Origin of the sequence: Anaerotardibacter muris, from assembly GCF_943192915.1 — a bacterium.
In the GTDB taxonomy this organism is placed as follows: domain Bacteria; phylum Actinomycetota; class Coriobacteriia; order Coriobacteriales; family Eggerthellaceae; genus Anaerotardibacter; species Anaerotardibacter muris.
This window is the reverse complement of record NZ_CALPCD010000003.1, coordinates 210,531-236,490: the sequence shown is the minus strand read 5'-3', so window position 1 is coordinate 236,490 and position 25,960 is coordinate 210,531. Positions and strand designations below refer to the sequence as shown.

Below are 25,960 nucleotides of genomic sequence, written 5' to 3'. Positions count from 1 at the left end.
TACGAGATGCAATACGTTGATGAGGTGCCCGTTTCGGTATCCATCAATGAAGCGGTGAACCTTGCGAAAGAATTCGGTGGGGAAGATTCGCCGCGATTCATCAATGGTATTCTGGGCCGTATCGCAACGAAGCTCGAGGAGGGTTCGAATGACGGTGAATGATCCACAGAGCTTTGAAGATGTTAAGGGCCGTCTGGACCAGATCGTTGAAGCGGTCAGCGACGAGAGCATCCCGCTCGATGATGCTCTGAAACTCTATGAAGAGGCAGTTGAGCTGGGTCTTATCGCTTCATCTTTGCTGGAAGAGAACCTGGCAGAGAGTAACGCTCGTTATGATGAGGAAGGGTCGGATGATCCTGAAGATATCGAGGATGCGGAAGAGGCTTCCCAGGTTCAGTCCGATCAACCTATGAACGAAGATCGCTAGACGAAGCAGGGGAATTCCCCTTCGTCTTATTTTTGAAAAGGAGGATGCGGTGGCGAATCGAATACTCGACTCGATCGAATCCCCTGATGCGCTCAAGCTCCTCACTGACGATGAGCTTGCTATCCTTGCGGAAGAGATCCGCGAAGAGATATTGCGGACCACGTCCGAGACTGGCGGCCATGTGGCTTCGAGCCTGGGCGCGGTCGAGATCATCCTTGCAGTTCATAGCCTTATCGATTCCCCCAAGGATCGCTTCTTGTTCGATGTGGGGCATCAATCCTATGCGCACATGCTCCTTACTGGTCGACGCGATGAATTCAAGACGTTGCGCCAGTATAAGGGTCTTTCAGGGTTTCCTAAGCCAAGCTCTAATCCTCACGATGTGCATCCTTCGGGCCATGCTTCCGATTCGCTCTCGGTAGCTTGTGGCATTGCTCGCGCGCGCGATCTTTCAGGAAGCGATCAGAAGGTGGTCGCGCTCATCGGCGACGCGTCTCTTGCTGGTGGTATGGCGTTCGAAGCGCTCAACGACATCGGTCAAGCTCAAACGCCGATGGTCATCATCTTGAACGACAACGAAATGGCTATCTCACGTAATGTGGGCGCGATGGCACGCCATCTTGGTGCTATTCGCGTGAGCTCCAATTATCGTAAGAGCCGCGATGGGATACAGGAGCGTCTTGAATCATTCGGCAATGCGGGCAAGGCGTTGGTGAAGATGGGAAAGACCGCTAAAGAATCGGTCAAGCAGCTCATCTTGCCTGATTCGATGCTCTTCGAATCGCTTGGCATCATCTGCACACCGCCTATCGATGGCCACAACATCCCTGCGCTCAAGCATGCGATCGAAGATGCCTTCGCGGCGAATGCGCCTGTGCTGGTACACGTCATCACGAAGAAGGGCAAAGGCTACGAACCAGCTGAACAGAATCCCTCGAAGTTCCACGGCGTTGGCTCGTATGACCTTGCAACGGGACAGAGCAAGAAGAAGTCTTCAGGTGCCCTCACGTATACGCAAGCATTCACCAAGGCACTTCAGCATGAGGCTGAGGTTGACGATTCGGTAGTGGTGGTAACCGCTGCCATGACCGATGGCACTGGCCTCGCTCAATTCGCTGATACGCACCCTGAACGCTTCTTCGATGTTGGCATCGCAGAAGAGCATGCTGTTGCTATGGCAAGCGGACTTGCTATGGGCGGCAAGAAGCCAGTGGTGGCGCTCTATTCGACCTTCATGCAACGTGCCCTCGATCAGTTGATCATCAACACCGCATTACCGCAGGCAAACGTGGTCTTCGCCATTGATCGCGCGGGTCTGGTAGGGGATGATGGTCCAACGCATCATGGGGTATTCGATCTGGTCTATGCGCGTATGGTCCCACACGTGCGCATCTTGGCACCTTCCAATGAGCCAGAGCTTGCCTCGGCGCTCCATACTGCTCTTGCTCTCGATGGTCCGATTTTGGTGCGGTATCCTCGTGGCGAGGCGCCTGGTATGGATATGCCTGCCGAACCCGAGCTTTTCGAAGAGGGTGTTTCGAAGGAAGTACGTGCTGGCAGCGATGTAGCCATCCTTGCATTCGGCCGTATGGTGAACTATGCGCTTGATGCTGCAGAGCTACTCAATGAGCAGGGGATATCAGCTCGTGTAGTGGATATGCGCTGGGTGAAGCCCATCGATAAGGACGCAATACGCATGGCAGCAGATACGAAGCTTGTGGTGACCATCGAAGACGGGGTCATCATCGGTGGTGCCTGTGAAGCGGTCCATGAGGTGTTGGGTGAAGAAGGGCTCAAGGTCGATACGCTCTCGCTTGGTCTTCCTGATGAATTCATCGAACAAGGCAAGGTGGACTTGCTCTTCGCCGACTTGGGTCTCGATGCCCAAGGTATCGCCCGCCAAATCCAAGAAAAACTCTCGTAACTCAATCCCGCAAGCAGGAGATCGTTTAGACGGGGCAGGCCATGATGTGGTCGTCCATTACGAAGCCATTTCCGATGTCAGCCTCTACGGATTCGATGATGTCGAAACCATTGCCTTTGTAGGCACGAATTCCCAGTTCGTTGCCTTTGTTCACGGTCAGGTACATTCCTTGGAGCCCAAGGTCTCGAGCGTGGTCGGTGAGCAGTTTCAGGATCTGGCTGGCGTAGTGCTTGCCGCGCTCCTCTTCGAGCAGGTATATCTTCGATATGAAAAGTCGATCAGGGTAGAGCGGCGTGATCGCATCGCCATGGATATTTGCTTTGGGATCGTCTTCGCGTCCCGCAAAACGCTCAGGTGCAACACCTACGTATCCAACAATCTTGCCATTTTCGTCAACTACGAAGAAATATTCATAGCCATTCTCTGCGATATCGGCTGCGATCGCATCCCTAGATTGGAACATCTCGACCATATAGCGCGTTTGATCCTCGCCAATGAACTGTGGCCAATACTCGAACCAGATATCGTGTGCCATACGAGCGAGTTCATCGAGGTCTTGAACGGGTTCAATCTGTTGGAGCTTGATCATAGGAACATCCAATCTACCTGGGTTTATTTCGCACATGTAACGATCACGGGTCGGTGATGTTTCGCTTTTTCTTCACCAATGTTAACAATGCGCTCTGCAAGAATCTTACCTCATGAGCACTGGCAAGATGAAGAGGTGACGAAACAGCGCTATGCAAGGAGGTTCATAACATGTTCGATACGGGCTCAACATCATTCATGCTCGTATGCACCATGTTGGTGTTGCTCATGACGCCAGGTGTTGCATTCTTCTACGGAGGACTTGCCAGGCGTAAAAACGTGGTGAATACCATGTTCATGTCCATGGCTATCATCGGCATCGTGGGCGTGTTGTGGATCATCGCGGGTTGGAGCTTTGCGTACGGCGGCAATGGCACCAATCCCTTCTTCGGCGGCTTCGACCAGATAGGGTGCACGGGACTTGTGCGCGACATGCTCTTCGAGGCCGATATCGCAGCTGATGGTACAGCTTACCCCGCCATCATCGACGTGGTCTTCCAGGCGGCATTCGCTATGATCACCTGTGCTATCATCTGGGGCGCGGTCGCTGGACGTATGAAGTTCGGTGCGATGCTGCTCTTCGTCAGCATTTGGATGTTGGTCATCTATTGTCCGCTCGCTCATATGGTGTGGGGCGGGGAAGACAGCTTCATCGGCGAACAGATCGGTGCGCTCGACTTCGCTGGTGGCGATGTGGTCCACATCAGCTCGGGCTTCACGGGCCTTATCCTCTGCTTGTTGCTCGGTAGTCGCAAGGAGTTCGGTATCGGTGCAGCCCATCGTCCGCACAATATCCCGCTCGTGGTGCTCGGTGTTACGCTTCTGTGGTTTGGCTGGTTCGGCTTCAACGGGGGATCGGAATTCGCAGCAGATGGCATCGCGGCGCTTGCGATCTTGAATACCGTTGTTGCCTCGGGTGCTGGCCTGCTCTCGTGGATGCTCGTCGAACGCATCAAGGTAGGCAAGCCTACGCTCGTTGGTGCGGTCACTGGGCTTATCGCGGGTCTTGTTGTCATCACGCCAGCAGCAGGCTTCGTAGAGCCTTGGGCGGCCATCGTGATGGGCTTGATCGTATCTCCCATCTGTTACTTCGCTATGTCCTACTTGAAGAACAAGATCGGATACGATGACGCGCTCGATGCGTTCGGATGCCATGCGGTCGGTGGTATCGTAGGAGGTATCCTCACTGGTATCTTCTGCGTGCCGGAACTTTCGTGGACGGCATTCGGCGGCCTTATCTATACGGGCGATCCAACACTGCTCGGTGCTCAGGTGCTCGGCATCGTGGTGACGCTCGTCTTCGTGGGCATTGGCGCTGTGGTCATCGGTCTTTTAGTGAAGGCGCTCTTCGGTGGCAGCTTGCGCGTCTCCAAGGAACAGGAAGCTGCAGGTATGGATATCAGCGAACACAGCGAGTCGGCATATCCAGCCTTCAATGGTTTGGACTAACGGCTCGATCTGAAGGAAAGGAAGCAGAAGATGAAGCGTATATGTGCAGTGGTCAGGCCAACCATGCTCGAGCCGCTCAAAGAAGCGCTCTTCCAGGCTGATGTTTCAGGCATGACCATCTCGCAGGTGCATGGCTGTGGCAACCAGCATGGATGGAGCGAATATGTTCGTGGTAACGAAGTGATCTTGAACATGGTCCCTAAGATCAAATTCGAGATCATCGCTGATGACGATCGAGTGGATGACATCGTCGATGTGATCATCGCTACCACGCGAACAGGTGAAGTAGGCGATGGCAAGATATTCGTATCGAACATCGAGCGTGTCGTACGCATTCGAACAGGGGAGGAAAACAACGCTGCGCTTTAAGAATCCCCTGTGAGATTTCGTGTGTCGGCATAGAAAGATGGTATAGTTAATCTCACGATCAACATGAGAAAGGAACGCGTGATGACTCGCAAGATTGCTATTTTTGACACCACCTTGCGCGACGGCGAACAGTCGCCTGGCGCATCGATGAATTCCGAGGAGAAATTGGTCATCACGCGTCAGCTTTTGCGTCTCAATGTCGATGTGATCGAAGCGGGCTTCCCGGTATCCTCTCCAGGCGATTTCAAGAGCGTTCAGCAGATCGCTGCTGAAGTAGGCGATAGGGCTATCGTTTGTGCGCTCACGCGTGCAGTTGAAAAGGACATCGATTCTGCGGCTGAGGCACTGGCAAATTGCGCTCGTCCTCGTATCCATACGGGTATCGGCGTTTCGCACAGCCATATCTATGACAAGCTCCGCACCACGCCTGAGGTCATCCTCGAGCGCGCAGTTCACGCTACCAAGTATGCTAAGAAGTTCGTCGAAGATGTTGAATTCTATTGCGAAGACGCAGGTCGTTCAGACTACGAATTCCTCGCGAAGGTCGTTGAGGCGGTCATCGATGCGGGTGCAACGGTGGTGAACATCCCTGATACTACTGGTTATTCGCTTCCTGAAGAATACGGTCGCCGCATCAAGTTCTTGATGGAGAACGTCAAGAACGTGGACAAGGCTTCTATTTCGGTCCACTGCCATAACGACCTTGGCATGGCAACCGCGCTTTCGCTCGCGGGTGTTGAGAATGGCGCTACTCAGATCGAATGCACCATCAATGGCCTGGGTGAACGTGCTGGTAATACTGCCATGGAAGAAGTGGTCATGGCCATCAAGATGCATGGCGAAGAGCTCGATGCTCACACCGACATCAATACGCGTGAGTTCATCCGCGCTTCTCGTTTGGTCTCTTCGATCACGGGCTTCGTGGTCCAGCCGAACAAATCTATCGTGGGTGCGAATGCATTCGCTCATTCATCAGGCATCCATCAAGATGGCGTCATCAAAGAGCGCACCACCTACGAGATCATCGACCCTGAAGAGGTCGGCGCTGGTCAGAGCTCTATCGTGCTCTCAGCTCGCTCGGGTCGCGCTGCGCTACGCCATCGTCTTGAGGCGCTTGGTTACAACATCGAAGGACAGGCTTTCGAAGACCTGCATACCGCATTCCTTGACTTGGCTGACAAGAAGAAGGAAGTGTACGACGAAGACCTTGAGTCGCTCGTAGGCGAACAGGGCCGCACCCAGGAAGAATCCTATACGCTCAAAGGTGTTCAGATCTCTTGTGGTCAGCCGCTCACGCCAACTGCTACGGTCACGTTGGTCGATAAGAATGGCAATGAATTCTGCGCTTGCTCTATCGGTACTGGTCCGATCGATGCGCTCTATCGTGCAGTGAACCAGATCGTTGACATCGAGAATGACCTTTCTGAGTTCTCGGTCCAGAGCGTTACCCGCGGCATCGATGCTCTGGGTGAGGTCACCATTCGTGTTACCTCGGCAGATGGTTCGGTCTACACGGGCCGCGGTTCCGATGGCGATATCATCGTCTCCTCTGCGAAGGCGTATGTGAATGCGCTCAATCGCTTGATCGCTGATAAGCAGTAGGGAGCATGTGTATCGGTGTTCTGTCTCGAATGCGGAAGAAAGATCGAAGACGGCGAAACCGCATGCGCTAATTGCGGTATGACCGTTGAGGAAATCCAGGAGCGTGTTGCAGCTGCTCAGGAGAAGGTGACCTACGCGGAGACCGTAGGCCCTGATTCAACGACCAAGCTGCCGCCTGTTCCTGAGCGCGTCTACCGCGATAAAGACGGCAACATCATCAATCCCGAAGAAGCGATCGAAACCAATATCGTCGACAAATCTAAGGGTGACGACCTTCCTGTAGTGGGCAAGGAAGAAGATCCTTATATCACCATGCCCATGCCAAAGGTGGTCACTGACGATGGCCAGGTGGTGAAAGGGCAAAGTGCTGAAGCGCGCACCTTCGTGCAGGCTCCCCAAAAGAAGAAGGGTCTTTCGGCGCGTACGAAGGCAATCCTTACGCTGGTGGTCTTGTTCGCTGTCATCGCTATTGCGGCAGCTATCGCTAATTCTGCTGGCCTGCTCGATAACAGTGAAGTGCTCGAAACGGAAACCACTGAAGAAGTGGCTACTGAAGAAAGCGCTGATGAAGCCACCAACGACGAACAGCTGCGCATGACCAACATCCTCAAAGAGCTCAGTGACAATTATCAAACACTGGGCAATTATCGTGGTCAAGTTGGTTCGGTGGTCTCGAATTTCAATAACTACTACATCGCAAGCGACAAGACCAAGCGCCAGCAATATGCTGACGAATGCAGCGCGCTGATCAAATCGATATCAGATTCGAAAGCGCAGCTCATCGAAGAGATGAATGAATTAGGTCTTGCTGAAGAGAATCCCTATTTCGAAACCTATGACGACATCAACGAGCTCTATGAATTGCTCATCACGCGTTTGAGCGTCATCAAAGAGTGCTGGGACGTTAGTTTGGCATCGGCTGATCCTAAGGCTGAAGCAGAAGCGATCCTGGCCCCGCTTGCGAAGGATCTGAATAAGGGTAAGTCGGTGTCGATCGGAGACTTCGATACGCTCTACCCGCAAGTTCCGTTCCCTGAGCTCTCTTTCTAAGAGCAGGGCAGCGATCGAACTCGCGATTCCGTGCGGGCTATTCGTGACTATTCGTAGTTAGTCTGGGTCTTTTTCCTGACCTTTTCTGTGCCTGTGTGGCGCTGTTAGTGTGCTTTGTGTGGGTGTTGTAAGACGCTTTCGAAATCTATTGAGGAAGTATGATCAGATTCGTATAATCGCGATAGCAAATTTACAGGATAGGAGATCCATAGATGTCTCGTTCTTCTTATAGTGTTGCCATTTCAACGCGAAAGCTCGTTGCTCGAGCCTTCGTGGCATTCTTGATCGGTTTTGCTTTCGCATGCTGCGTGGCTTTGGGAGCCAAGGCTGCTCATGCTGATGAAGTTTATGTTGGTCCTGCTGATTCGGCTGCTTCGATCGAGTCTTCTAAGGAGCGAGCTGTTGCCAACACCGCTACGCTCTTCGTTACGGGCAAGAACAGCCAGACTGAAGCGCGTAAGATCCTCGATCAGGTGAATGCAGTTCGTGCGGAGGCAAAGGTCAATAATCTTACCTGGGATTATGAGCTCGAGAAAGCTGCTATGCAACGAGCAGCCGAGATCGCGATCTATTACAGTCACGATCGTCCCGATGGTACTAGCTTTGCAACCTGCATCCCTACTGGTTATTCGGTTTGGGCGGAGAACATCTTGGCCGCATCAGGTTCAATGACCGCTTCTTCTGCTAATGAGAACTGGAAGCGCTCAGACGGTCATTATAAGAATATGGTGAACAGCCAATTCTCGTGCATGGCTGCGGCATCGTTCAGCGTGGACGGTGTTACCTACTGGATCGAACTGTTCGGTAATCCCAACCATAGTGCGGGCACGACCGCGGCTCTTGACAGCAACAAGACCTATACTATCAGCGCTCTTGCGAAGAATCTGGATCTTTCCTTCGGCAAGACCGTTGCTTCTACGGTGAAGAAGGGTGCTTCGACCACCTACGCCATCGTGAACACGAATCTTCCACTCGTGGCAGCAAGCTCGACATGGAGGGACTACAAGACAACGGTAGGTAATTCTACGTTCGCATGGTCCTCTTCGAATTCTAGTATCGCAACGGTCGATCAGAGTGGTGTTGTCATCGTGAAGGCTGAAGGTCGAGTGACCATCACGGCGAAGAATCGTCAGCTTGAATCGGTCGTGCTCACGGCTACGTCAGCGATCGATTTCGGAACGACGGGAACCTCTACCAGTACGGTCTCGAGTGGCGGTAATACTTCTGGTTCTCTCAATAACTCCTCTTCAGGCTCGAATGCCACGGCCGCTTCTTCGGGTAAGTGGGTGAAGAGCGGTAGCCGCTGGTGGTATCGCTATACCAATGGCTCTTATGCAGTAGGCTTGAAGAAGATCGGTTCGGCAACTTATTATTTCGATAGCAAGGGCTGGATGAAGACTGGCTGGCAGCATGCCACGGGCAACAGCGATTGGTATTATTTTGCTGGCTCTGGCGCTATGAAGACCGGCTGGCTGAAGACTGGCGGAAAGTGGTACTACCTGAATTCTTCTGGCAAGATGCTCACGGGCAAGCAGACCATCTCGGGCAAGAATTATCTGCTGAACTCTTCAGGCGCGATGCATACGGGCTGGAAGCAAGAAGGTTCGAGCTGGTATTACTACAACTCTTCAGGCGCGATGGCTAAGGGCTGGGCGAAGGTCAAGAACAAGTGGTACTATCTTGACCCCTCAACTGGTGTGATGAAGACTGGTTCGTATAAGGTCGGTAATTCCACCTATTATTCCAACAGCTCTGGCAAGATGATCACAGGTTGGCAGAAGATCTCTAACAAATGGCACTACTTCGCAGGTTCTGGCGCTATGAAGACCGGCTGGCTGAAGACTGGCGGAAAGTGGTATTACCTTGATTCCGATGGTGAGATGCTCTCAGGAAAGGTACTGGTCAGCGGTAAGATCTATTACCTGAAGTCTTCAGGCGCTATGGTCACTGGCTGGAACTACGAAGGTGGCGGCTGGTGCTATTACAATCGTTCAGGCGCTATGGTCATGGAATCTTGGATCTCGGGCAAATACTGGGTTGGCTCTAGTGGCTACATGGCTACCAACTCCTGGGTCGATAATGACCGCTACTACGTAGGAGCAAACGGTGCCTGGGTGAAGGGCGCTAAGAAATAATCAACAGGAGTGGGTTCCTTTTGTTCTGGAAAAAGGAATAGCTTGAAATATCCCATTCGTGTTTAGATTCGATCATGAGAGCTCGCTTTCGGCGAGCTCTCGATCTCTGATCGGGTTCGGTCCTATGTTGATGGTTTTGGACCCGGTCAGTTTCATTACTAGGCCATGTCTGTTGATCGAATCTCGCCTGGACACCCTCAATTCGTTACTTTTGACCAGGTGAGCGGCACGGGTGTTTGTATGTACGCTTGAAGTATGGTATAAAAGTATTCGCACTTCGGTGCGCATACTTTCGATTTTTCAGGAAGTGGGCTTGTCCCGCTTCTTTTGTTTCTAAGGGGGTTGAAGAGAAACGTGCTCACTGCAAAAGAACAACAACTGCTCGATGCGCTTTTTCCCAAAGCCACCGAAGAAGGGATCGAAATCGTAACGGTCGATATTATTGGCTCGAAAAAAGCTCCTACTATTAGGGTCTATATCGACTGTGAAGGGGGAGTGGGCTTCGATGAGCTATCAAGTGCCCAAGCTTGGATTAACGAAATGATGGATGCTATCGATCCGTTCCCAGGCGCTTACACCTTGGAAGTTTCGTCTCCAGGTATCGACCGTCCTTTGCGCACATTGGAGCATTTTCAGCGTTTCACGGGAGAAAAAGCGCACCTGGTTCTTACCCAGCCGCTTGATTCCCGAACGAAATATACCGGCAAGCTTGCCGGGGTTGATGGTGATACGGTCTTGCTCGACGTCGATGGCGTCACCGAAGCGATCCCGTATGACATCATCAAGAAGGCACATATCATTGCAACGATAGATTTCAATGCGAAGAAGGGATAGGTAATGGCAACCTCAGAATTGATAGACGCTTTGCAAGCGCTCGCTCACGAACGTAAGATCGATGAATTCTATCTTATCGAGCGTCTTGAGGCATCGTTGGCAAAGAGCTATCAGAACATCCTCGATCTGGAATGGGACGCACGCGTTACCATCGACCGTCAGACGGGCAAGATCTACGTCTACGAGATGGTTCCCGTGGGTGAGCCCGATGAAGAAACGGGCGAATACACTGAATTCGAAGAGCGAGACGTTACTCCTGACGATGTGAGCCGTATCGCTGCTCAGAACGCCAAGAACGTCATCAGTGCTATTGTGCGTGAGGCTGGCCGCCAGTCCATCTACGAAGAATTCTCCGACCGCGTGGGAGACCTGGTCACAGGTACGGTCCTGCAGGGTACGCCAGAATTCACCATCATCAAGATCCGCGAGGGTGTCGAGGCGGAGCTTCCTCATTACGACTTGAAGCGTAATCCTAACGAACGTAACGAGCGTCCGCGTAATGAGCATTATCGTCACAACCAGCGCCTGAAGTTGCTCATCGTTGACGTGCGCGACCCGAACGCAGAGACCCCGAAGACGCGTGGCGAACATGCCCGTCCTTCCATCGTGGTGTCTCGTACGCATCCTGACCTTATCCGTCGTCTGTTCGAGATCGAGGTCCCTGAGATCTATGACGGCCTGGTAGAGATCAAGTCCATCGCTCGCGAGCCAGGTGAGCGCTCCAAGATCGCAGTTGCTTCTCGTGAGCCGAACCTGGACCCTGTAGGCGCATGCGTCGGGCCCAAGGGCTCTCGTGTTCGCATGGTGGTCGAAGGCTTGCGCAATGAACGCGTTGACGTGATCCAGTGGGATGAAGATCCTGCGGTCTATGTTTCCAATGCGCTTTCGCCCGCCAAGGTCAATCGCGTGCTCATCGACGAAGAGAACAACTACGCCACTGTTATCGTGCCTGATGACCAGCTTTCGCTCGCTATCGGCAAGGAAGGCCAGAATGCACGTCTTGCTGCACGTTTGACTGGCTGGCATATCGACATCAAACCTGCTTCCTTCGGTGGCGAATCGCTCGTTTCCGATGAAGACCTCATCGATGTGGTCGAGGAAGAGGAAGAAGTAGTGAGCGACGGTCTCTGCGCTTACGTTGACGCAGATGGCGTACGTTGCCGCAATCATGCACGTCCTGGCAGCCTCTACTGCGGCATCCATGCCGACATGGAGAGCAAGTAAGGTCGTGCATGGAGAAGCGTACGAAACAAAGGACCTGCATCGAGTGTCGCAAGACCGACTCGAAACAGCAGTTCATCCGTATCGTGCGCACGCCTGAAGGGTTGGTCGAATACGACCCAACAGGTAAGGCGAACGGGCGTGGCGCCTATGTGTGCAGCCTCGCTTGCCTTGAGAAAGCCCTGCAAACGCGCAAGTTCGACCGAGCGTTGCGTGTGAGCGTGGATAAGGAAAAGTATGAACAGCTCGCTCAAGATGTGATGAGCGACGTTTTGGACTAGGTAGTAGACGAGGAGACTACATGGCCGGTATGCGTGTACATGAATTGGCTAAAGAGTTCGATATGACCAGTAAAGATCTCTTGGCCCGCCTTGCGGATATGAAGATACCCGCAAAGAGCCACGCCAGCATCTTGCAGGACGCCTATGTGGAGAAGATCCGCCAGAATCTCGAACCCGAGATCAAGCAGCGCGCAGGAAAGCTGGAAGAGGAAGAAGCGAAGAAGCTTGCTGAGGAGCAGGCTAAGATCGAAGCGCAGAAAGCTGAAGAGGCAGCTGCGCGTCGTGCTGCTGTTGAGAAGGAACGCCAGGCTCGTGATGCTGAACGCGCACGTCGTGAAAATCAGCAAAAAGAGGCTTTCGCAGGCGCTCAAAAGAAAGAAGATGCTGAATCGGCTGAGCAGAAGAAGGTATCCTCGTCACCCTTCGATAGCTTGAACGATCAGATCGAACGCGAGCGAGAGCGTGTTGAGCGTGAAGCGCACGAAGAGCGTATGCGCGCAGATGCAGAAGCCCGTGCAGCTGATGTTGCCAAGAAGCAGGCGGTCGAAGAGGCCCTTCAGTCGCGCAATAACAAGGGTAAGAAGCAGGCTGCGAAGAAGGCGGCTCCTGCAAGTGCGGTAGGCGGCTTCGCATCGTTGCTCGATCAGATCAACAACGAACGCGAGCGCTTGAGCAATCAGGCTCCCGATCGTGGTAACCAAGGTGGCCGCGGTCGCGGCAAGAAGGGCGATAGGCGCAAAGGCTTCGAGCCTTCGGTTCCAGAACTTGAGAACAATGCCACCCAGGGTGAGGATCGCTATGCTCAGCTGGCTGTGCAGGCGGAGAAGTTCCAGCGTGATAAGGTTCTTGCAGAGGCACGCGCAGCTGTTGAAGCTGCTACCCATGAAAGTCAGGGTAGGCGTAAGAAGCGCAAGGAGAAGCGTGAAGCGGAGGCACGTGAGCGCGCTGAGCTCGAAGCGCTGGAGAAGGGTCTCGATCCTACGCTCGTGCTCGATGACTCGGTCGTCGAGGTGGCGCAAGGCTCGACCGTTGCTCAATTCGCTGAACTGCTCGATGTCTCTCCGAATGATGTTATCAAGCGTTTGTTCTTGCTGGGATCTGCGCTCACGCTCACCCAGACCATGAGCGATGACCTTATCGAGCTGATCGCAGACGACCTGGGCCGTAAGGTGCGCGTCGTTTCACCTGAAGAAGAATTCGCCGTTGTCTATAACGACTCTGAGGCTGATCTTCTGCCGCGTCCTCCTGTGGTCACTGTTATGGGTCATGTTGACCATGGTAAGACCTCGTTGCTCGACGCGATCCGCTCCACTGGTGTTGCAGAAAACGAGGCCGGCGGCATCACTCAGCATATCGGCGCATCGGTGGTCAATATCGATGGTCGCCAGATCACCTTCATCGACACCCCTGGCCACGAAGCATTTACTGCAATGCGTGCACGTGGTGCTAAGGTCACTGACGTTGTTGTTCTGGTCGTTGCGGCGGACGACGGCGTCATGCCTCAGACAGTTGAGGCTATCAATCATGCGAATGCGGCTAACGTTCCTATCGTTGTTGCCGTGAACAAGATCGACAAGCCTGGCGCAACCCCTGAGCGTGTTCGCACTGAGCTTACCGAGCATGGCATCATCCCTGAAGAGTGGGGCGGCAAGAATATGTTCGTTGACGTGTCCGCGCGTCAGAACCTGCATATCGATGACCTGCTCGAGACCATCCTGCTCCAGGCTGATGTGCTCGAACTGAAGGCGAACCCCAATGCGCTGGCATCGGGCTTCGTCATCGAAGCGAACTTGGACAAGGGTCGCGGTTCGGTGGCAACCGTGCTGGTCGACCGTGGTACCTTGAAGACTGGCGACGTTGTTGTGGCGGGCACTTCCTATGGCAAGGTTCGCGCATTGGTGAATCCGCGCGGTGTCCATGTTGACGAAGCTCGTCCAGCAGATCCAGTCGAGATCCTTGGCTTGAATTCAGTGCCTACGGCTGGTGACGAATTCCGCGTATTCGAGGACGAACGCGACGCTCGCCGCTTGGCTGAACAGCGCGCATTGCGCGAGCGTTTGGCGAAGCAGGAAGCACGTTCGCATATGAACCTTGATGACCTGTTCGCACGCATCGAAGAAGGCAAGACCACCGACCTGAACTTGGTCGTGAAGGCTGACGTGGCAGGCTCTATCGAAGCCTTGCGCGATGCCTTCGACAAGATGGATCAGTCCGAGGTCAAGATCAATATCATCCATGCTGCAGTCGGCGGCATCACTGAAACCGACGTTACGCTGGCGGCGGCATCCGATGCTATCATCATCGGCTTCAACGTGCGCCCAACGGGTAAGACGCGCGAAGTGGCTGCTCGTGAAAAGGTCGATATCCGTCTTTATCGTGTTATCTATCAGGCTATCGAAGACATCAACGCTGCACGTGTTGGTCTGCTCTCACCTGACATCGTTGAAGAAGATACTGGTATCGCCGAGGTTCGTGAGACCTTCAAGGTGCCCAAGATCGGCGTGGTCGCTGGTTGCTATATCCTCGAAGGCGAGATCAGCCGCGATGACCAGGTTCGCATCGTACGTGATGGTACGGTCATCTACGAAGGCGAGATCGAAAGCCTCCGTCGTTTCAAGGACGACGTCAAGAGCGTTGCTCGCGGTTATGAATGCGGTATCGGCATCGCAGGTTACCAGGACATCAAGATCGGTGACCACATCGAAGGCTTCCGCATCGTCGAGGTGGAGAGGACTGAATAAGCTATGAAGCAGAGTTCTTCCAATAGGCGCGTGAACGAGCAGGCTCGTGAGGTCATCTCTGAGATCTTGCTCTTCGAGATATCCGATCCGCGTTTGGATATGGTCACCATCACGGGTGTTGAAGTGAGCTATGACCGTTCAGTTGCCAACGTGTATTATTCGACCGAGCCTTCTCGCTACACGGAAGTAGCCCAGGCATTCAATGCAGCTGCGGGTCGCATCCGTTCGCTTATGGCGAAGAAGCTGTCGTGGCGCGTGGCTCCTGAACTGCGTTTCCACCTTGATAAGAGCGTCGACAATGCTGAACGCATCGCGCAGGCTCTGAACGCCGATGCTGAACGCAATAGCAGCAGTAGCGAAGATACCGAAGAGGACTAGTGCGTGCTCACGTCGCTCTCTAACACTACGCTTGATAAGATCGCTGCATGCATTAAAGAGCATGATCGCTTCGCGGTTTGCGGTCACGTGAACCCTGACGGTGATTGTCTTGGCTCGCAGTTGGCGTTAGTAGCGGGCCTGCGTGCGCTAGGCAAGCAAGCAACGGGCTTGCTGGCAACGCCGCAACCGATCGAGCAGAAGCTTTGCTTCTTGCCTGGCTCAGATGAGCTGGTTCCTGCAGCGGAATTCACGGAAGATATCGAGGTTTTCATCGCGGTCGATGTTCCGAATCTCGACCGATTGAAAGATGCTGCTGCAGTACATGATCGTGCCCCCGTATGCATCACTATCGATCATCATGCTTCCGATACTTCCATGGCGCAACTGAACTATGTCGATCCTGATGCGGCTGCAGCTTGCGACCTTATTTGGGAGCTGCTGAAGATCCTTGGATGCATCGATGCCGAACAGGCTTTGTGCGTGCTCACGGGCATCATGACCGACACGGGGCGCTTCTCCTATCAGAACACCGATCCAACATGCCTGATCCATGCAGCAGAAACGGTCGAAGCGGGCGCAGAACCGAACGTGGTAGCACGCGAGTTCTTCCAGAGCCGCTCGCTCGCATCGCTTCGTCTTGAACAGGTCGTGCTCGAACGCATGATGTTCTTCTGTGATGGCCAGTTCGTCTTCTCGTATTTGAAAGATTCTGATTTTGATCGGATCGGTGCGATCCGTGACGATGCCGAGATCCTCATCGATGTCTTGCGCGGTATTGCTGGCGTGCGTGTGGCACTTATCCTCAAAGAGAATGGGGAAGGCGTGATCCGTGGCAGCCTACGCGCCAAGGATGATACCGATGTGGCTCAAGTTGCTCGTTTCTTCGGCGGCGGAGGTCATCGTGCAGCCGCAGGTCTCACGTTCCGTGGATCGCTCTTCGAAGCATGTGCAGCGGTACCATCGAAAGTGTTCGAAGACTGCTTTGCCCAAGAGGCTCCTGCGGCTACTCAGCGCTTACGCGAGCTTCTTTCAGAACAGAGAGTTGAGCTCGATGGCTAAACGAGGAGCATCGGGCCTTTCTCTGATGCTCGCGCTCGAGAAGCCCAAAGGTCTCACTTCTCATGATGTGGTCAATCGTTGCCGCAGGGTGCTTGGTGAAAAGCGCATCGGCCATACTGGCACGCTCGACCCTTTGGCATCAGGTGTCCTCTGCGTAGCTGTTGGTCCTGCAACGCGTCTTGACGCTTATCTCAGCGGACACGCGAAGACCTATGTTATGGATATCGCCTTTGGCTGTTCTACCACTACTGATGATGCTGAAGGTGAAGTTACGACCAGCGGCGAGATCCCAGAATGCCTCTATTCGCAAGCTTATGCCCAAGATGTGATCGCGTCTTTAAAAGGACCTGGCAAGCAGCTGCCGCCTGTTTATTCGGCGGTCAAGGTTGGCGGTCAAAAGTCCTATGACGCGGCGCGCAAAGGGCGTGTCATCGATCTGAAGCCGCGCGATTTCGAAGTGTTCTCGGCCGCTTTTGATGGTCTTGAAGAAGCGCAGGTCAACAGCCTGCTCGAACACCCTCTTGATGTCGATCAGGATGTTCTTGTCTGGCGTGTGACCATGCAAGTCTCTGGTGGGACCTATATGCGCTCGATCGCGCGCGACCTAGGGAAGCGCTTCGGTTGTGGTGCTTTCGTTTCTCGTCTGGAGCGTGTAGCGCTCGATAGCCTCTCTCTTGATATGTGTGCAACGCTTGAGCAATTCGAAGAAGATCCGCGTTGTGCCCAGATCGACCCACTTCAGTTGTTGAACATGCGCTATGCATTCATACGCGGTGAAGATGCTCGGGCGGCAATCGATAACGGCAATGCGTTGCCTGCAGATGCGCTCGCCCTCAATGTTGCGCTCCCATCGTTTACCCATGATGAATATTGCTGCACCACTCAAGTGTTTCCTTCGTCTGATCCTTGTTTTGATGGGGAAGTGGTGGCGCTTGTTGTTGATAATCGTATCAAGGCTCTTTACAAGTTCGATGGGTCTGCGGGGCGCTTCGTAGCCCAATGCGTCTTCCCGATAGGAGTTGAACGTGGCTCGAATCTATAATATTGACGATTCATTCGACTATTCGATCTTCGAGAACGCATCATGTGCGTTCGGTGTCTTCGATGGTGTTCATAGAGGCCATCGTTATCTTCTCGAGTGTGCGATGCGTACCGCGCAAGAAGATGGTGGACGTAGCATCGCACTCACGTTCGATATCGATCCTGATGAATTGTTCCATGCTGAGAGACTGAAGAAGCTCATGAGCAACGAACAACGCATCGAGATGCTCGCGCGCAGCGGCGTTGATGCGGTGGTGGTATTGCGTTTTACTCCTGAATTCGCTGCGCTTAGCCCGCTCGAATTCTTGCAGCAGACCTTCAAAGGTTCTGTGCCTGCTCATCTGCATGTCGGTCTGGATTTCCATTTCGGAGCTCGCGCCGCAGGCAGCGTTGCTGACCTTGGTGAATGGGCTGCAACCAATACGTGTCATATCGATGCGCATAACCTTCAGAGCGAAGAAGGTCTCCCTATCACGGCTACGCGCATTCGCAATTATCTGGCAGAGCATGAATTGGCAGAAGCTGAGCGTTTGCTCGGACGCCCCTACTCGATCACCGATGAAGTACAGCCTGGCCGTGGTGAGGGCATGGATATGGGATTCAGTACGGCGAATCTGATCGTGCCCGCGAATCGTCAGACGCTCTCTGAGGGCGTTTATGGCGGTTATGCCTACGTGAACGGTATCAAGTATCGTGCGGCTATCGCGGTGGGTGTTTCACCTGTGTTCGAGGACAAGACGAAAGCCACCATGGAAGTGCACATCCTCGATTTCAATCAAGATATCTACGGTGATCAGATCACCGCTGAGTTCGTTGAATATATTCGTCCGATGATCAAGTTCGATTCCGTTGATGAGCTCATCAAGACCATCCTTTCGAACATCGATCACGTCCGCAACACACTGCCCTTGTAAGTCTGTCTCGCAAGCAGCGAGGCTGCAGGGGCGGGGTCTCGGATTCACCCGTTTCGCTGTTCGCCCTTCGGGCTCATGCGCTGCACTGCTTCATGCTTTATTTACACGAACCCGCTTTGGCGGGTTCTATATTTTTTATTAGTGTTCAGAGTGAATCTATGACCCCATCCCTACATCCTCGCTGCTTGCGCAAAACATGGGGACGGGTTCAATTCTGTCCCGGACACTTTGGGGACAGGTTAAATAATGACGTGCTTCCTTACGGATTCCAGCGGCGGTAGGGTGTGTGTTCTAGACCCATCAGGTTGAAGATCTTGCCGATGGTGTGGTCTTCCATATCCTCTATGGTTTCTTGGCCGCTGTAGTAGGTGAGCATGGGCGGCACGATGCTCACGGTAGGAAGTGTCGAGAGATACGTTAGGTTCTTCAAATGGATCGGGCTCAAGGGGCTTTCGCGGGCGACCAAGATAAGGGGTCGCTTCTCTTTTATGGTCACGTCTGCTGCGCGGAGGAGCAGGTTTTCGGTGTAGCCGCTCGCTATGCCAGCGACGGTCTTCATACTGCACGGGATAACCACCATTGCATCGATCGGGAAAGAACCGCTCGATATGGTGGCATCGAGTGAATCGAGACCGTGGAAATGGTCTGCGTAAGGAAGATAGGGATTCTCGGCTTCGTTCATATCAGCGAGTTCGTATGAAGCGGTGAGGAGCGCAGAGCTGGTAACGACTAGATGCACCTCCACTTCTTCCTGCTGGTGAAGCGCCTTCAGGAAGCGCAACGCGAGCGGAGAGCCGCTTGCGCCACTTATGCCAACGATGATCCGTTTCATAGTTCCTCTCATTCATCTGGCCTGTCCCCAAACTGTCCTGGACAAAATGGGGACAGGTCCGAAACTGTCCCGGACACTTTGGGACCTGTCCCCGAAGTGTCCGGGATGGATCTAGAGCCAATGGGTGGGGTCGACATCCATGAACTGGGCGCGTTGGAAGCGATCCTTTTCGGCATAGGGGACCGTGCAATCGAAGATGGTCTTACAGGCAATGCCATGATCCCTGATGGAAGGCGACATGCACGGATCGTTCGAAGGGTCGAGCGGATGCGTACGCACGCCAGGGATCGTGATGATATCGGCATCACCTTGGAATCGGGTGTTCATCGCCCAGAGCACGTCGTTCATGTCGAAGGGATCCACGTCTTCATCGACCAAGAATACATGCTTCAACTCGCTGAACGCTGAGAACGCGAGCAGTGCCATCTGGCGCTGGCGACCCTCGTCAGACGGCTGGTCCTTGCGCACCTGGAGCACGGCCATGAACTTGCCACCGCCAGGGCTTGCGCAGTAGACATTCGCCAGGCGCCCCGGCATGGCAGCTTCGATCAGTTGGATGATGCTGGCTTCAGTAGGAATGCCTGCGAGCGAGACGTGCTCTTCGGACGGCCCGATGCAGGTTTGCATGATGGGGTCCTTGCGCGTGGTCACAGCCTTCACTTTGATGATGGGAAGCGATGGATTCGCGGGACCTGTGTAGCCAGGGAATTCAGGCATCGCTTTGCCTGTGTGGGTATTCTGGTCCTCTTCGACACGCACACCAGGAAGCAGTTCGCCTTCGATCACATATTCAGCATGCCCGATGCAGTGCTCATCGATGGTAAGGCAAGGAACGAGCCCCACGCCTTCACCGCGCAGTGCGCCTGCAACGGTTAGCTCGTCGTAGCCGAGCGGAGTGGTGGGCGGTTCGAAACAGGTTGCCAATTCGATCGCGGGATCCACGCCTATGCTGATCGAGATAGGGAGTGGTTTACCGAGCTTCTCGGCCTTTTCGTAGAATGCGCCGATATGGCGCGCGCCTGGCACCATGTAGATGGATATCTCATCTGCGCTCTGTAAGCACAGGCGATGGATGGTGACATCGTGTTCACCAGTTTCAGGGTCAGTTGCATAGCACATGCCGAAGGTGATGTAGGGGCCAGCATCTTCGGGCGTATTCGTGGGCGCAGGAACAAGCTTGCGCACGTCAAAACCTTCTTCAGTGGCCAAATGAACGACCTCCTGGCATTTGGCATCTTCAGCACCAAGATAGCGCGGCTCGATAGGATGGTTCACGGCATCGTTGAGCGCGTAAGCGATGCGGTCAGGTTCGACTCCGATGAGCTCTGCTGCACGCTTTCGACTTGCCAAGAGGCCGATCAATACGCGAGCATCGGGGTGGCCCTTGATGTTGTTGAAGATCATAGCTGGTCCGGTCTTCGTAGGTCGTTGTACCGTACCACCTGCGCCGATATGACGATAAACACCACATAGTTCAGCGTTCGGGTCCACTTCAACATCAGTCTCGATAAGCTGGCCTGGTTGGGTCTTGAGAAAATCGATCGCGCTTCTCAGGTCGTGGATCTTGTTCATGGTAGAGCCTTTCGATCGTGGTGGTTGGGTGGCTTGTGGTCGATGAGGTCGTGGATGGGGTCGTGAATGATCTCGCGGATAAAGCAGGGGGACGAGGTCGCTCAGAGAGGCGACGTTGATCTATGCGGTGTTGTGAGGGATGCGTTCGAGCAAGAAAGCCGCCAGTTCGTCACCAAGGGGCGCACAGGCTGCGATCTGGTCTGCGCTCGCATCATCCTTGTGGACCCCGCACACGCAGCAAACTACCGTATCGAGTTGTGAAGCGAGCACTTCAGCAACGATGCGTCCAACGAATTCGTCTTTGTGACCAATGCGATTCAACACTGAAGAAGTTGCGCTCGCCCCTGAGCCTGAAAGAGAAGGACGCGGTGTTGCGAGCACCACGCTTCCTATGTGGGGAACATCGCTACCAGAGATGCAGACGACCAGATGCGCGCCAAGGTGCTGAACGCTCAGATCGAGCGTTCCGATCGGATGTTCATAAACCCAGCTCCGTGGCATAACCGCACCTTTCGTGCGCTCGAGAATCTGCCGAGCGCGCAAGCCGTGATATACACTAAAATACATACGAGATATATACGACTTAAGTGCATCATACTGTATAAGCTTAGAGAGTGAAATAGATTCATGCCCGTATTTTCTGAGGAAGATATCCGCCAGGTTCGCGACGCGAACGATCTGGTCGAGCTATTCTCTGAGCGCACGCGCGTGCAGCGCAAGGGGCGTGATTTCTGGTGTTGTTGTCCGTTCCATCAAGAGAAGACCCCTTCGTGCAAGATCGATCCTTCCACTCAGACCTGGCATTGCTTTGGCTGTGGCGAAGGTGGTGACATCATCTCTTACATCCAGAAGATGGATGACGTAGGTTTCGTTGATGCGGTCCGTTTCCTTGCGCGCCGTGCGAACATCGAATTGCATGAAAGCGAGGCAGATCGACGTACCTCGAGCAAGCGTGGGCGTTTGCGTGATGTATGTCGCGAGACCGCTGCTTTCTATCATCTTTTGCTGATGCGCGAAGATTCCCCTGAGGCTCAGGCAGCGCGAACGTATCTATCTGGGCGCGATCTAGGTGGATCAGTGCCTAAAACATGGAACTTGGGCTTTGCTCCCGGTAGGCGCAGGCTTGTGAATCATTTGCGATCCAAGGGTTTCACCGCAGAAGAGATGGTCTCTGCGAACGTGGCTGTTCGTGGGCGCAATGGGGGCGATCTTAACGATCGATTCTTCAACCGCGTGATGTTTCCTATCAATGATGTGAAAGGGGAATGCATCGCCTTTGGTGGTCGCGTGATCGATCAGGGTGAGCCGAAATACCTTAATTCGGGCGAGACCCCCATCTTCCACAAATCCGAAGTCCTCTACGGACTTGATAAGGCGAAGAAGACCATGGCCTCTACGGGAGTTGCGGTGATCGTAGAGGGCTACACGGATGTTATCGCATTGCATGAAGCAGGTTTCACCAACAGTGTCGCCACGCTCGGAACTTCGCTGACGCGCCAACATATCCGCATTCTTTCGCATCACGCGAAATCCAAGATCATCTATTTGTTCGATGGCGATGCAGCAGGTCAGCGCGCGGCCGATCGCGCACTTGAGTTCATCGATTCATCCATGACCCCTGAAGCGGGCATCATGCGCATCGACTTATATGCCGCAACCATCCCAGACAATATGGATCCAGCTGAGTACGTGAAAGCAGCAGGCGCTGAAGCGATGCAAGAATTGCTCGATAGCGCTTCTCCTCTCCTCAAATACGGCATCGACCGCCGCATCGCACGTTTCGACATCTCGCGCCCCGAGAACAAGGCACGTGCTGTTCAAGAAGCGCTTTCGGTGTTGGCGCCCATCAAAGACTCCATCCTGGCGAATGAATATGCGGTCTATATTGCGGGTGCGGTCCATGTTGCAGAGCAGATGGTCATCGATCAGCTATCCACGCTGCGTCCGCAGCGAACCTATGACGACCAGCAAGCCCAAGCTCAGCCGCAGCAGGCCCCTCGCGTGCTCAGTGTTGCAGAACGTAATCGTTTGCGCAGCGAACGTGAATTCTTGAGCCTGGTCGCACAGAATCCCGCTATGGCCCCTGATTTCTATAGTGCTCTTCTGCAGACCCATTGGCATGAGAGCGTCCATCAGCAGCTCGCAGAACTTTTGGTGGACATCTTGTCCGCGAACCCCACCATCACCGTGGCCGATGTTCTTCTTCAGGCTCAGCAGCGAAATGCGTATGCTTCGAAAGTGCTCACCTCTTCGGTCGTGCAGGGAACCACTTCGGCCTATGATTCGCTCAAGTATCTCTCAGATGATCTGACCATCGGCGATCTTGAAGAAACAGTCGAAGAGATGACCAGCCAGCTCAAGAATTCTGACCACCTCACCTCAGAAGAACGCGATGAGCTGTTCAAGACCATCGTAGCCATCCAGGGTGATCTGAATTCGCTGCGAAATAGACATATCGATCCCGAAATCACACAATAGCGATAACTTCTTGCTATACTAGGCGCGAAATACCACCCGGAAGCGCATTTTCGCTGCTCCGTTCATGAAACCGCTTTCGACCAAGATTGGATGAGACGTTGAAGACCTTGAATATCGTCACTGCACCAGACCCTGGTTTGTTGACCGTTTGTGAAGAGTGCGATCTGAATGATAGATCCTTGAAGAAGCTTGCTAACCGCATGGCTGCCACCATGTACAAGAACAATGGATGTGGCATCGCAGCTCCTCAAGTTGGCATTTTGAAACGATTGGTGGTCATCGATTGCAACGACCCTGAAGAAGAGCCCGATCCTATCTTTCTGGTGAACCCTGAGATCGTCGCTCTTGAAGGCGATCCAGTTGAAGAAGGGGAAGGCTGCCTTTCGGTTCCCGGAATAAGTGTGCCCGTTACGCGCCAGCCGTTCGCGCGCGTACGCTATTTCGATCTGGATGGGAACGAATGCCTGATCGAGAGCGACGGACTGCTAGGTCGCTGCCTGCAGCACGAGATCGACCACTTGAACGGCATCACGCTCTTCGAAGCCTGCAGCCCCATCAACAAGGTGAAAGCTCTGCATGAATATCAAGATGCTATCGCACGTGGCGCTCGCCCAGGCGAAGTCTCTTAAGTTCTGCTTCGAACACGAGGATAGGGTAGGGGCACAACGTCATGCGCATCGTATTCATGGGAACTCCGCGTTTTGCGGCCATCATCCTTGAGCGTCTGGCTCAGTCCAAGGATGTGGTTGGCGTATTCACTCAGCCTGATGCGGTCCGCTCCCGCGGCAAGAAGCTTGACCCAAGCCCTGTGAAGATGTGCGCCCTCGATCACGACATCCCGGTATTCGAATATGCGACTTTCAAGGACAATGATGCTCTTAATCAGCTCAAGAGCCTTGAACCTGACGTGGTGTGCGTGGCTGCTTACGGAGTCTTGCTGCCCGAAGAGGTTATCGATCTGCCAAGATATGGCTGCCTGAATGTTCATGGTTCTTTGTTGCCACGCTGGCGCGGTGCCGCTCCTATCGAACGTGCGATTTTGGCTGATGATGCACAGCTTGGTGTATGCATCATGCATATGGAAGCTGGTTTGGATACGGGCGATTTTTGCTTGGTGAAGGCAGTCCCTAACCATGGTCAGACTGCGCCTGAATTCACGGAAGCTTTAGCTGAGCTGGGTGGCGAAGCGCTCATCGAGGCTTTGGATGGTCTTGAGGCGGGTAACATCGCCTGGACCGTTCAGGACGAAGCTCAGGTCACCTACGCGCATAAGATCGAGAAGGGCGAACTTGACCTGGTGCCTGAAATGCAGCGCGATGCAGCGCTTCGTGCAGTACGCGCATCGAGCGAGAATCATCCCGCGAAGTGCGTTATAGGCGGAAAAGAAATAACGCTGGTCAAGGCTGCTCTGCCAGTGGACCCCCCTGATCAGGTGCAGGATATCGCAGCTGGTCAAGTTCTTTTCGTTGCCAAGAAGCTCTATCTTGGATTCAGTAATGGCGCTCTTGAAGTGCTCGAGGTGCACCCTGCAGGAAAGAAGCAGATGCTCGCGCGCGATTTCGCAGCTGGCTTGCAAGGCGTGAAGCGCGGCGATGTTTCATGGAGCACTCATGACAACTAAGCGTAGGCACGCCCGTGATGCATCGAAGGCAACTCCTGCTCGAAGAGCAGCTCTTGCATTGGCAAGGGCCGTGCGCGAACAAAATGCCTATCTGTCAGGGCTTGCACCGCAGATATTCTCTCGATTTCAGCTTGAAGCGTCAGATAGAGCTTTTGCGCATCTGCTCGCTCAAGGTGTGGTTTCGTTGCAAACCACACTTGATGCTGTCATCGATGAGGTGCTTCGTTCTCCTCGAGATATCAAAGATGACGTGCGCGATGCATTGCGCATTGCCGCTTACGAGATCCTTTATCTTGGCAAAGAAGAACACGCTGCGGTAGACCAGGGTGTTGAGCTGGTTCGTCAGGTAGCCCCGCGCGCAACGGGTGTTGCGAACTTCGTCTTGCATCGCATCGTGGAAGAGAGGTCTCGATTCCCTTACGGCGACCCGACATGCTCGCTCGAAGCCGCTACGCTCTACTATGGATTTCCTGCGTGGCTCTCTCGTGCGATCGAGAAAGATATCGGCACGAACAATGCGCTTAGTTTGATGAGAGGATCGCTTCAGGCGGCACCCATATGGTTCACACCGAACGCTTGTAGGATGACAAGTGGCGAACTTGTTCGCTTCCTGGAAGCTGCCAAGATCGAATTCAATACCTGCGAATCGCTCATTGCGCTGGATAGCCCAGATCAAGCTGCTATCTTTCAGCTTGTCGATCGTGGCAACGTGGGCGATCCAGCGTTTCTTACCCTGCTCGAAGAAGATAAGATCGTTGTTTCGGATCTTTCTGCACAGAGCATCACCTCGCTTGCCGCAAGCCTTGTTCCGCGAACGAATGCGCGCGTGCTCGAGATAGGGGCTGGCCGCGGCACGAAGACGCTTCAGCTGCAGAGCCTTTGTGCGCTGCGCGGCGTGTCTTTCGAGGCCTATGAGGTCGTAGATGTGAAACCGAAGAAGATCGAGCAGCTTGAAGCGCGCATAGAGCGTGCAGGCGGGACCATCACCCAGGCGCTCGTTCATGATGCCACTACGCCGTTCCCGCAAGAACCAGGAACCTTCGATCTTGTGTTCATCGATGCGCCCTGCACAGGGGTTGGTACCTTACGCCGCCACCCTGAGATCAAAGCACGCCTTGGCGAAGAGGATTCCACATCGCTTGCCAAGATCGGTCAAGCGATGCTCGAGCAAGCTTGCACACTGGTGAAGCCTGAAGGTTCGCTGCTCTATTCTACGTGCACCATCTTCAAGGAAGAGAACGAGCAGGTGATCGAGCGCTTCTTGGGTTCTTCCGTGGGAGCGGTATTCGAAACTGTTGCTATTGGGGCCGATGGAACAGTATTCTTCAATACCCCTATCACGCCTCATGGCCCCGACCTGCATTTCGCTGCCTTGCTCAGGCGTAAGGCCCGATAGTCAAGAATCTGCGACTGCCACCTGCGCGACTCCAGCCGAAAAGACTAG

The 25,960-nt window shown here is 53.9% G+C and carries 24 protein-coding genes; 20 read left to right on the top strand and 4 right to left on the bottom strand.

Annotated elements, in window-relative coordinates; genetic code table 11:
* From NFR25_RS04240 to dxs, 3 genes are all read left to right on the top strand, one after another.
* Positions 1-162, top strand: a 162-nt coding sequence (locus NFR25_RS04240; RefSeq protein WP_275556937.1) for a transcription antitermination protein NusB, incomplete at its 5' end; no start/stop codon positions are given.
* Positions 149-427 (top strand): exodeoxyribonuclease VII small subunit, encoded by a 279-nt coding sequence (locus tag NFR25_RS04235; protein WP_251198003.1) that lies wholly within the window; start codon positions 149-151, stop codon positions 425-427. The genes NFR25_RS04240 and NFR25_RS04235, both read left to right, overlap by 14 nt.
* A 49-nt stretch (positions 428-476) precedes the next feature.
* Positions 477-2,351 (top strand): 1-deoxy-D-xylulose-5-phosphate synthase, encoded by a 1,875-nt coding sequence (gene dxs, locus NFR25_RS04230; RefSeq protein WP_251198002.1) that lies wholly within the window; start codon positions 477-479, stop codon positions 2,349-2,351.
* Between the two features lie 25 nt (positions 2,352-2,376).
* Here dxs and NFR25_RS04225 read toward each other — a convergent pair whose 3' ends face one another.
* Positions 2,377-2,940, bottom strand: coding sequence for a GNAT family N-acetyltransferase (locus NFR25_RS04225; protein WP_251198001.1), 564 nt, complete (start codon positions 2,938-2,940; stop codon positions 2,377-2,379).
* 170 nt (positions 2,941-3,110) lie between these two features.
* On the opposite strand from NFR25_RS04225, the gene NFR25_RS04220 reads away from it, so the two are divergent.
* The 13 genes from NFR25_RS04220 (at position 3,111) to ribF (ending at position 18,013) form a co-directional block, all read left to right on the top strand.
* Complete coding sequence (locus NFR25_RS04220; protein ID WP_251198000.1) at positions 3,111-4,388, top strand: ammonium transporter; 1,278 nt, start codon at positions 3,111-3,113, stop codon at positions 4,386-4,388.
* A 30-nt stretch (positions 4,389-4,418) separates the two neighbouring features.
* Positions 4,419-4,757: a P-II family nitrogen regulator gene (locus NFR25_RS04215; RefSeq protein ID WP_251197999.1), complete on the top strand. Its 339-nt coding sequence runs from the start codon at positions 4,419-4,421 to the stop codon at positions 4,755-4,757.
* A gap of 81 nt (positions 4,758-4,838) precedes the next feature.
* Positions 4,839-6,359: a 2-isopropylmalate synthase gene (locus tag NFR25_RS04210; RefSeq protein WP_251197998.1), complete on the top strand. Its 1,521-nt coding sequence runs from the start codon at positions 4,839-4,841 to the stop codon at positions 6,357-6,359.
* A 15-nt stretch (positions 6,360-6,374) separates the two neighbouring features.
* The gene (locus NFR25_RS04205; RefSeq protein WP_251197997.1) at positions 6,375-7,409 is read left to right on the top strand and encodes a zinc ribbon domain-containing protein; all 1,035 of its coding nucleotides are present in this window, start codon (positions 6,375-6,377) and stop codon (positions 7,407-7,409) included.
* A 212-nt stretch (positions 7,410-7,621) separates the two neighbouring features.
* Positions 7,622-9,544: a CAP domain-containing protein gene (locus tag NFR25_RS04200; protein WP_251197996.1), complete on the top strand. Its 1,923-nt coding sequence runs from the start codon at positions 7,622-7,624 to the stop codon at positions 9,542-9,544.
* 354 nt (positions 9,545-9,898) lie between these two features.
* The gene (locus NFR25_RS04195) at positions 9,899-10,378 is read left to right on the top strand and encodes a ribosome maturation factor RimP (RefSeq protein WP_251197995.1); all 480 of its coding nucleotides are present in this window, start codon (positions 9,899-9,901) and stop codon (positions 10,376-10,378) included.
* 3 nt (positions 10,379-10,381) lie between these two features.
* Positions 10,382-11,602, top strand: a complete 1,221-nt coding sequence (nusA, locus tag NFR25_RS04190) for a transcription termination factor NusA (RefSeq protein WP_251197994.1) — start codon at positions 10,382-10,384, stop codon at positions 11,600-11,602.
* A gap of 8 nt (positions 11,603-11,610) precedes the next feature.
* The gene (gene rnpM / locus NFR25_RS04185) at positions 11,611-11,880 is read left to right on the top strand and encodes an RNase P modulator RnpM (protein ID WP_251197993.1); all 270 of its coding nucleotides are present in this window, start codon (positions 11,611-11,613) and stop codon (positions 11,878-11,880) included.
* A 20-nt stretch (positions 11,881-11,900) separates the two neighbouring features.
* Complete coding sequence (gene infB / locus NFR25_RS04180; protein WP_251197992.1) at positions 11,901-14,621, top strand: translation initiation factor IF-2; 2,721 nt, start codon at positions 11,901-11,903, stop codon at positions 14,619-14,621.
* A gap of 3 nt (positions 14,622-14,624) precedes the next feature.
* The gene (gene rbfA, locus NFR25_RS04175) at positions 14,625-14,999 is read left to right on the top strand and encodes a 30S ribosome-binding factor RbfA (RefSeq protein WP_251197991.1); all 375 of its coding nucleotides are present in this window, start codon (positions 14,625-14,627) and stop codon (positions 14,997-14,999) included.
* Between the two features lie 3 nt (positions 15,000-15,002).
* A complete protein-coding gene (locus tag NFR25_RS04170) occupies positions 15,003-16,058 on the top strand; it encodes a DHH family phosphoesterase (protein ID WP_251197990.1) in 1,056 nt (351 codons plus the stop codon).
* Positions 16,051-17,100 carry a tRNA pseudouridine(55) synthase TruB gene (gene truB / locus NFR25_RS04165; protein ID WP_251197989.1) on the top strand — a complete coding sequence of 350 codons (1,050 nt, stop codon included), beginning with the start codon at positions 16,051-16,053 and terminating at the stop codon, positions 17,098-17,100. The genes NFR25_RS04170 and truB overlap by 8 nt, the downstream gene beginning before the upstream one ends.
* Entirely contained in the window at positions 17,084-18,013 is a 930-nt protein-coding gene (gene ribF, locus NFR25_RS04160) for a riboflavin biosynthesis protein RibF (protein ID WP_251197988.1), read from the top strand. Before truB ends, ribF begins: the two co-directional genes overlap by 17 nt.
* A 259-nt stretch (positions 18,014-18,272) precedes the next feature.
* On the opposite strand, the gene NFR25_RS04155 is transcribed toward ribF, so the two are convergent.
* From NFR25_RS04155 to lpdD, 3 genes are all read right to left on the bottom strand, one after another.
* A complete protein-coding gene (locus tag NFR25_RS04155; RefSeq protein ID WP_251197987.1) occupies positions 18,273-18,845 on the bottom strand; it encodes a UbiX family flavin prenyltransferase in 573 nt (190 codons plus the stop codon).
* A gap of 111 nt (positions 18,846-18,956) precedes the next feature.
* Positions 18,957-20,417 (bottom strand): UbiD family decarboxylase, encoded by a 1,461-nt coding sequence (locus NFR25_RS04150; protein ID WP_251197986.1) that lies wholly within the window; start codon positions 20,415-20,417, stop codon positions 18,957-18,959.
* Between the two features lie 120 nt (positions 20,418-20,537).
* Positions 20,538-20,918, bottom strand: coding sequence for a prenylated flavin chaperone LpdD (gene lpdD, locus NFR25_RS04145; RefSeq protein ID WP_251197985.1), 381 nt, complete (start codon positions 20,916-20,918; stop codon positions 20,538-20,540).
* A 126-nt stretch (positions 20,919-21,044) separates the two neighbouring features.
* On the opposite strand from lpdD, the gene dnaG reads away from it, so the two are divergent.
* The 4 genes from dnaG (at position 21,045) to NFR25_RS04125 (ending at position 25,912) form a co-directional block, all read left to right on the top strand.
* Positions 21,045-22,895: a DNA primase gene (gene dnaG / locus NFR25_RS04140; protein ID WP_251197984.1), complete on the top strand. Its 1,851-nt coding sequence runs from the start codon at positions 21,045-21,047 to the stop codon at positions 22,893-22,895.
* Positions 22,896-22,993: 98 nt separating this feature from the next.
* Positions 22,994-23,524: a peptide deformylase gene (gene def, locus NFR25_RS04135; RefSeq protein WP_420840604.1), complete on the top strand. Its 531-nt coding sequence runs from the start codon at positions 22,994-22,996 to the stop codon at positions 23,522-23,524.
* 41 nt (positions 23,525-23,565) lie between these two features.
* Complete coding sequence (gene fmt, locus NFR25_RS04130; protein ID WP_251197983.1) at positions 23,566-24,516, top strand: methionyl-tRNA formyltransferase; 951 nt, start codon at positions 23,566-23,568, stop codon at positions 24,514-24,516.
* The gene (locus NFR25_RS04125) at positions 24,506-25,912 is read left to right on the top strand and encodes an RsmB/NOP family class I SAM-dependent RNA methyltransferase (protein ID WP_251197982.1); all 1,407 of its coding nucleotides are present in this window, start codon (positions 24,506-24,508) and stop codon (positions 25,910-25,912) included. The genes fmt and NFR25_RS04125 overlap by 11 nt, the downstream gene beginning before the upstream one ends.
* Positions 25,913-25,960 lie beyond the last annotated feature (48 nt).

What these genes read in the sequence shown, in the direction of transcription:
- NFR25_RS04215 (WP_251197999.1), top strand. Translation starts at nt 4,419, where the DNA reads ATGAAGCGTATATGTGCAGTGGTCAGGCCAACCATGCTCGAGCCGCTC.
- dnaG (WP_251197984.1), top strand. Translation starts at nt 21,045, where the DNA reads ATGCCCGTATTTTCTGAGGAAGATATCCGCCAGGTTCGCGACGCGAAC.
- NFR25_RS04200 (WP_251197996.1), top strand. Translation starts at nt 7,622, where the DNA reads ATGTCTCGTTCTTCTTATAGTGTTGCCATTTCAACGCGAAAGCTCGTT.
- rbfA (WP_251197991.1), top strand. Translation starts at nt 14,625, where the DNA reads ATGAAGCAGAGTTCTTCCAATAGGCGCGTGAACGAGCAGGCTCGTGAG.
- NFR25_RS04210 (WP_251197998.1), top strand. Translation starts at nt 4,839, where the DNA reads ATGACTCGCAAGATTGCTATTTTTGACACCACCTTGCGCGACGGCGAA.
- infB (WP_251197992.1), top strand. Translation starts at nt 11,901, where the DNA reads ATGGCCGGTATGCGTGTACATGAATTGGCTAAAGAGTTCGATATGACC.
- NFR25_RS04220 (WP_251198000.1), top strand. Translation starts at nt 3,111, where the DNA reads ATGTTCGATACGGGCTCAACATCATTCATGCTCGTATGCACCATGTTG.
- nusA (WP_251197994.1), top strand. Translation starts at nt 10,382, where the DNA reads ATGGCAACCTCAGAATTGATAGACGCTTTGCAAGCGCTCGCTCACGAA.
- NFR25_RS04235 (WP_251198003.1), top strand. Translation starts at nt 149, where the DNA reads ATGACGGTGAATGATCCACAGAGCTTTGAAGATGTTAAGGGCCGTCTG.
- lpdD (WP_251197985.1), bottom strand. Translation starts at nt 20,918, where the DNA reads ATGCCACGGAGCTGGGTTTATGAACATCCGATCGGAACGCTCGATCTG.
- NFR25_RS04225 (WP_251198001.1), bottom strand. Translation starts at nt 2,940, where the DNA reads ATGATCAAGCTCCAACAGATTGAACCCGTTCAAGACCTCGATGAACTC.
- NFR25_RS04155 (WP_251197987.1), bottom strand. Translation starts at nt 18,845, where the DNA reads ATGAAACGGATCATCGTTGGCATAAGTGGCGCAAGCGGCTCTCCGCTC.
- truB (WP_251197989.1), top strand. Translation starts at nt 16,051, where the DNA reads ATGGCTAAACGAGGAGCATCGGGCCTTTCTCTGATGCTCGCGCTCGAG.
- NFR25_RS04125 (WP_251197982.1), top strand. Translation starts at nt 24,506, where the DNA reads ATGACAACTAAGCGTAGGCACGCCCGTGATGCATCGAAGGCAACTCCT.
- rnpM (WP_251197993.1), top strand. Translation starts at nt 11,611, where the DNA reads ATGGAGAAGCGTACGAAACAAAGGACCTGCATCGAGTGTCGCAAGACC.
- NFR25_RS04150 (WP_251197986.1), bottom strand. Translation starts at nt 20,417, where the DNA reads ATGAACAAGATCCACGACCTGAGAAGCGCGATCGATTTTCTCAAGACC.
- fmt (WP_251197983.1), top strand. Translation starts at nt 23,566, where the DNA reads ATGCGCATCGTATTCATGGGAACTCCGCGTTTTGCGGCCATCATCCTT.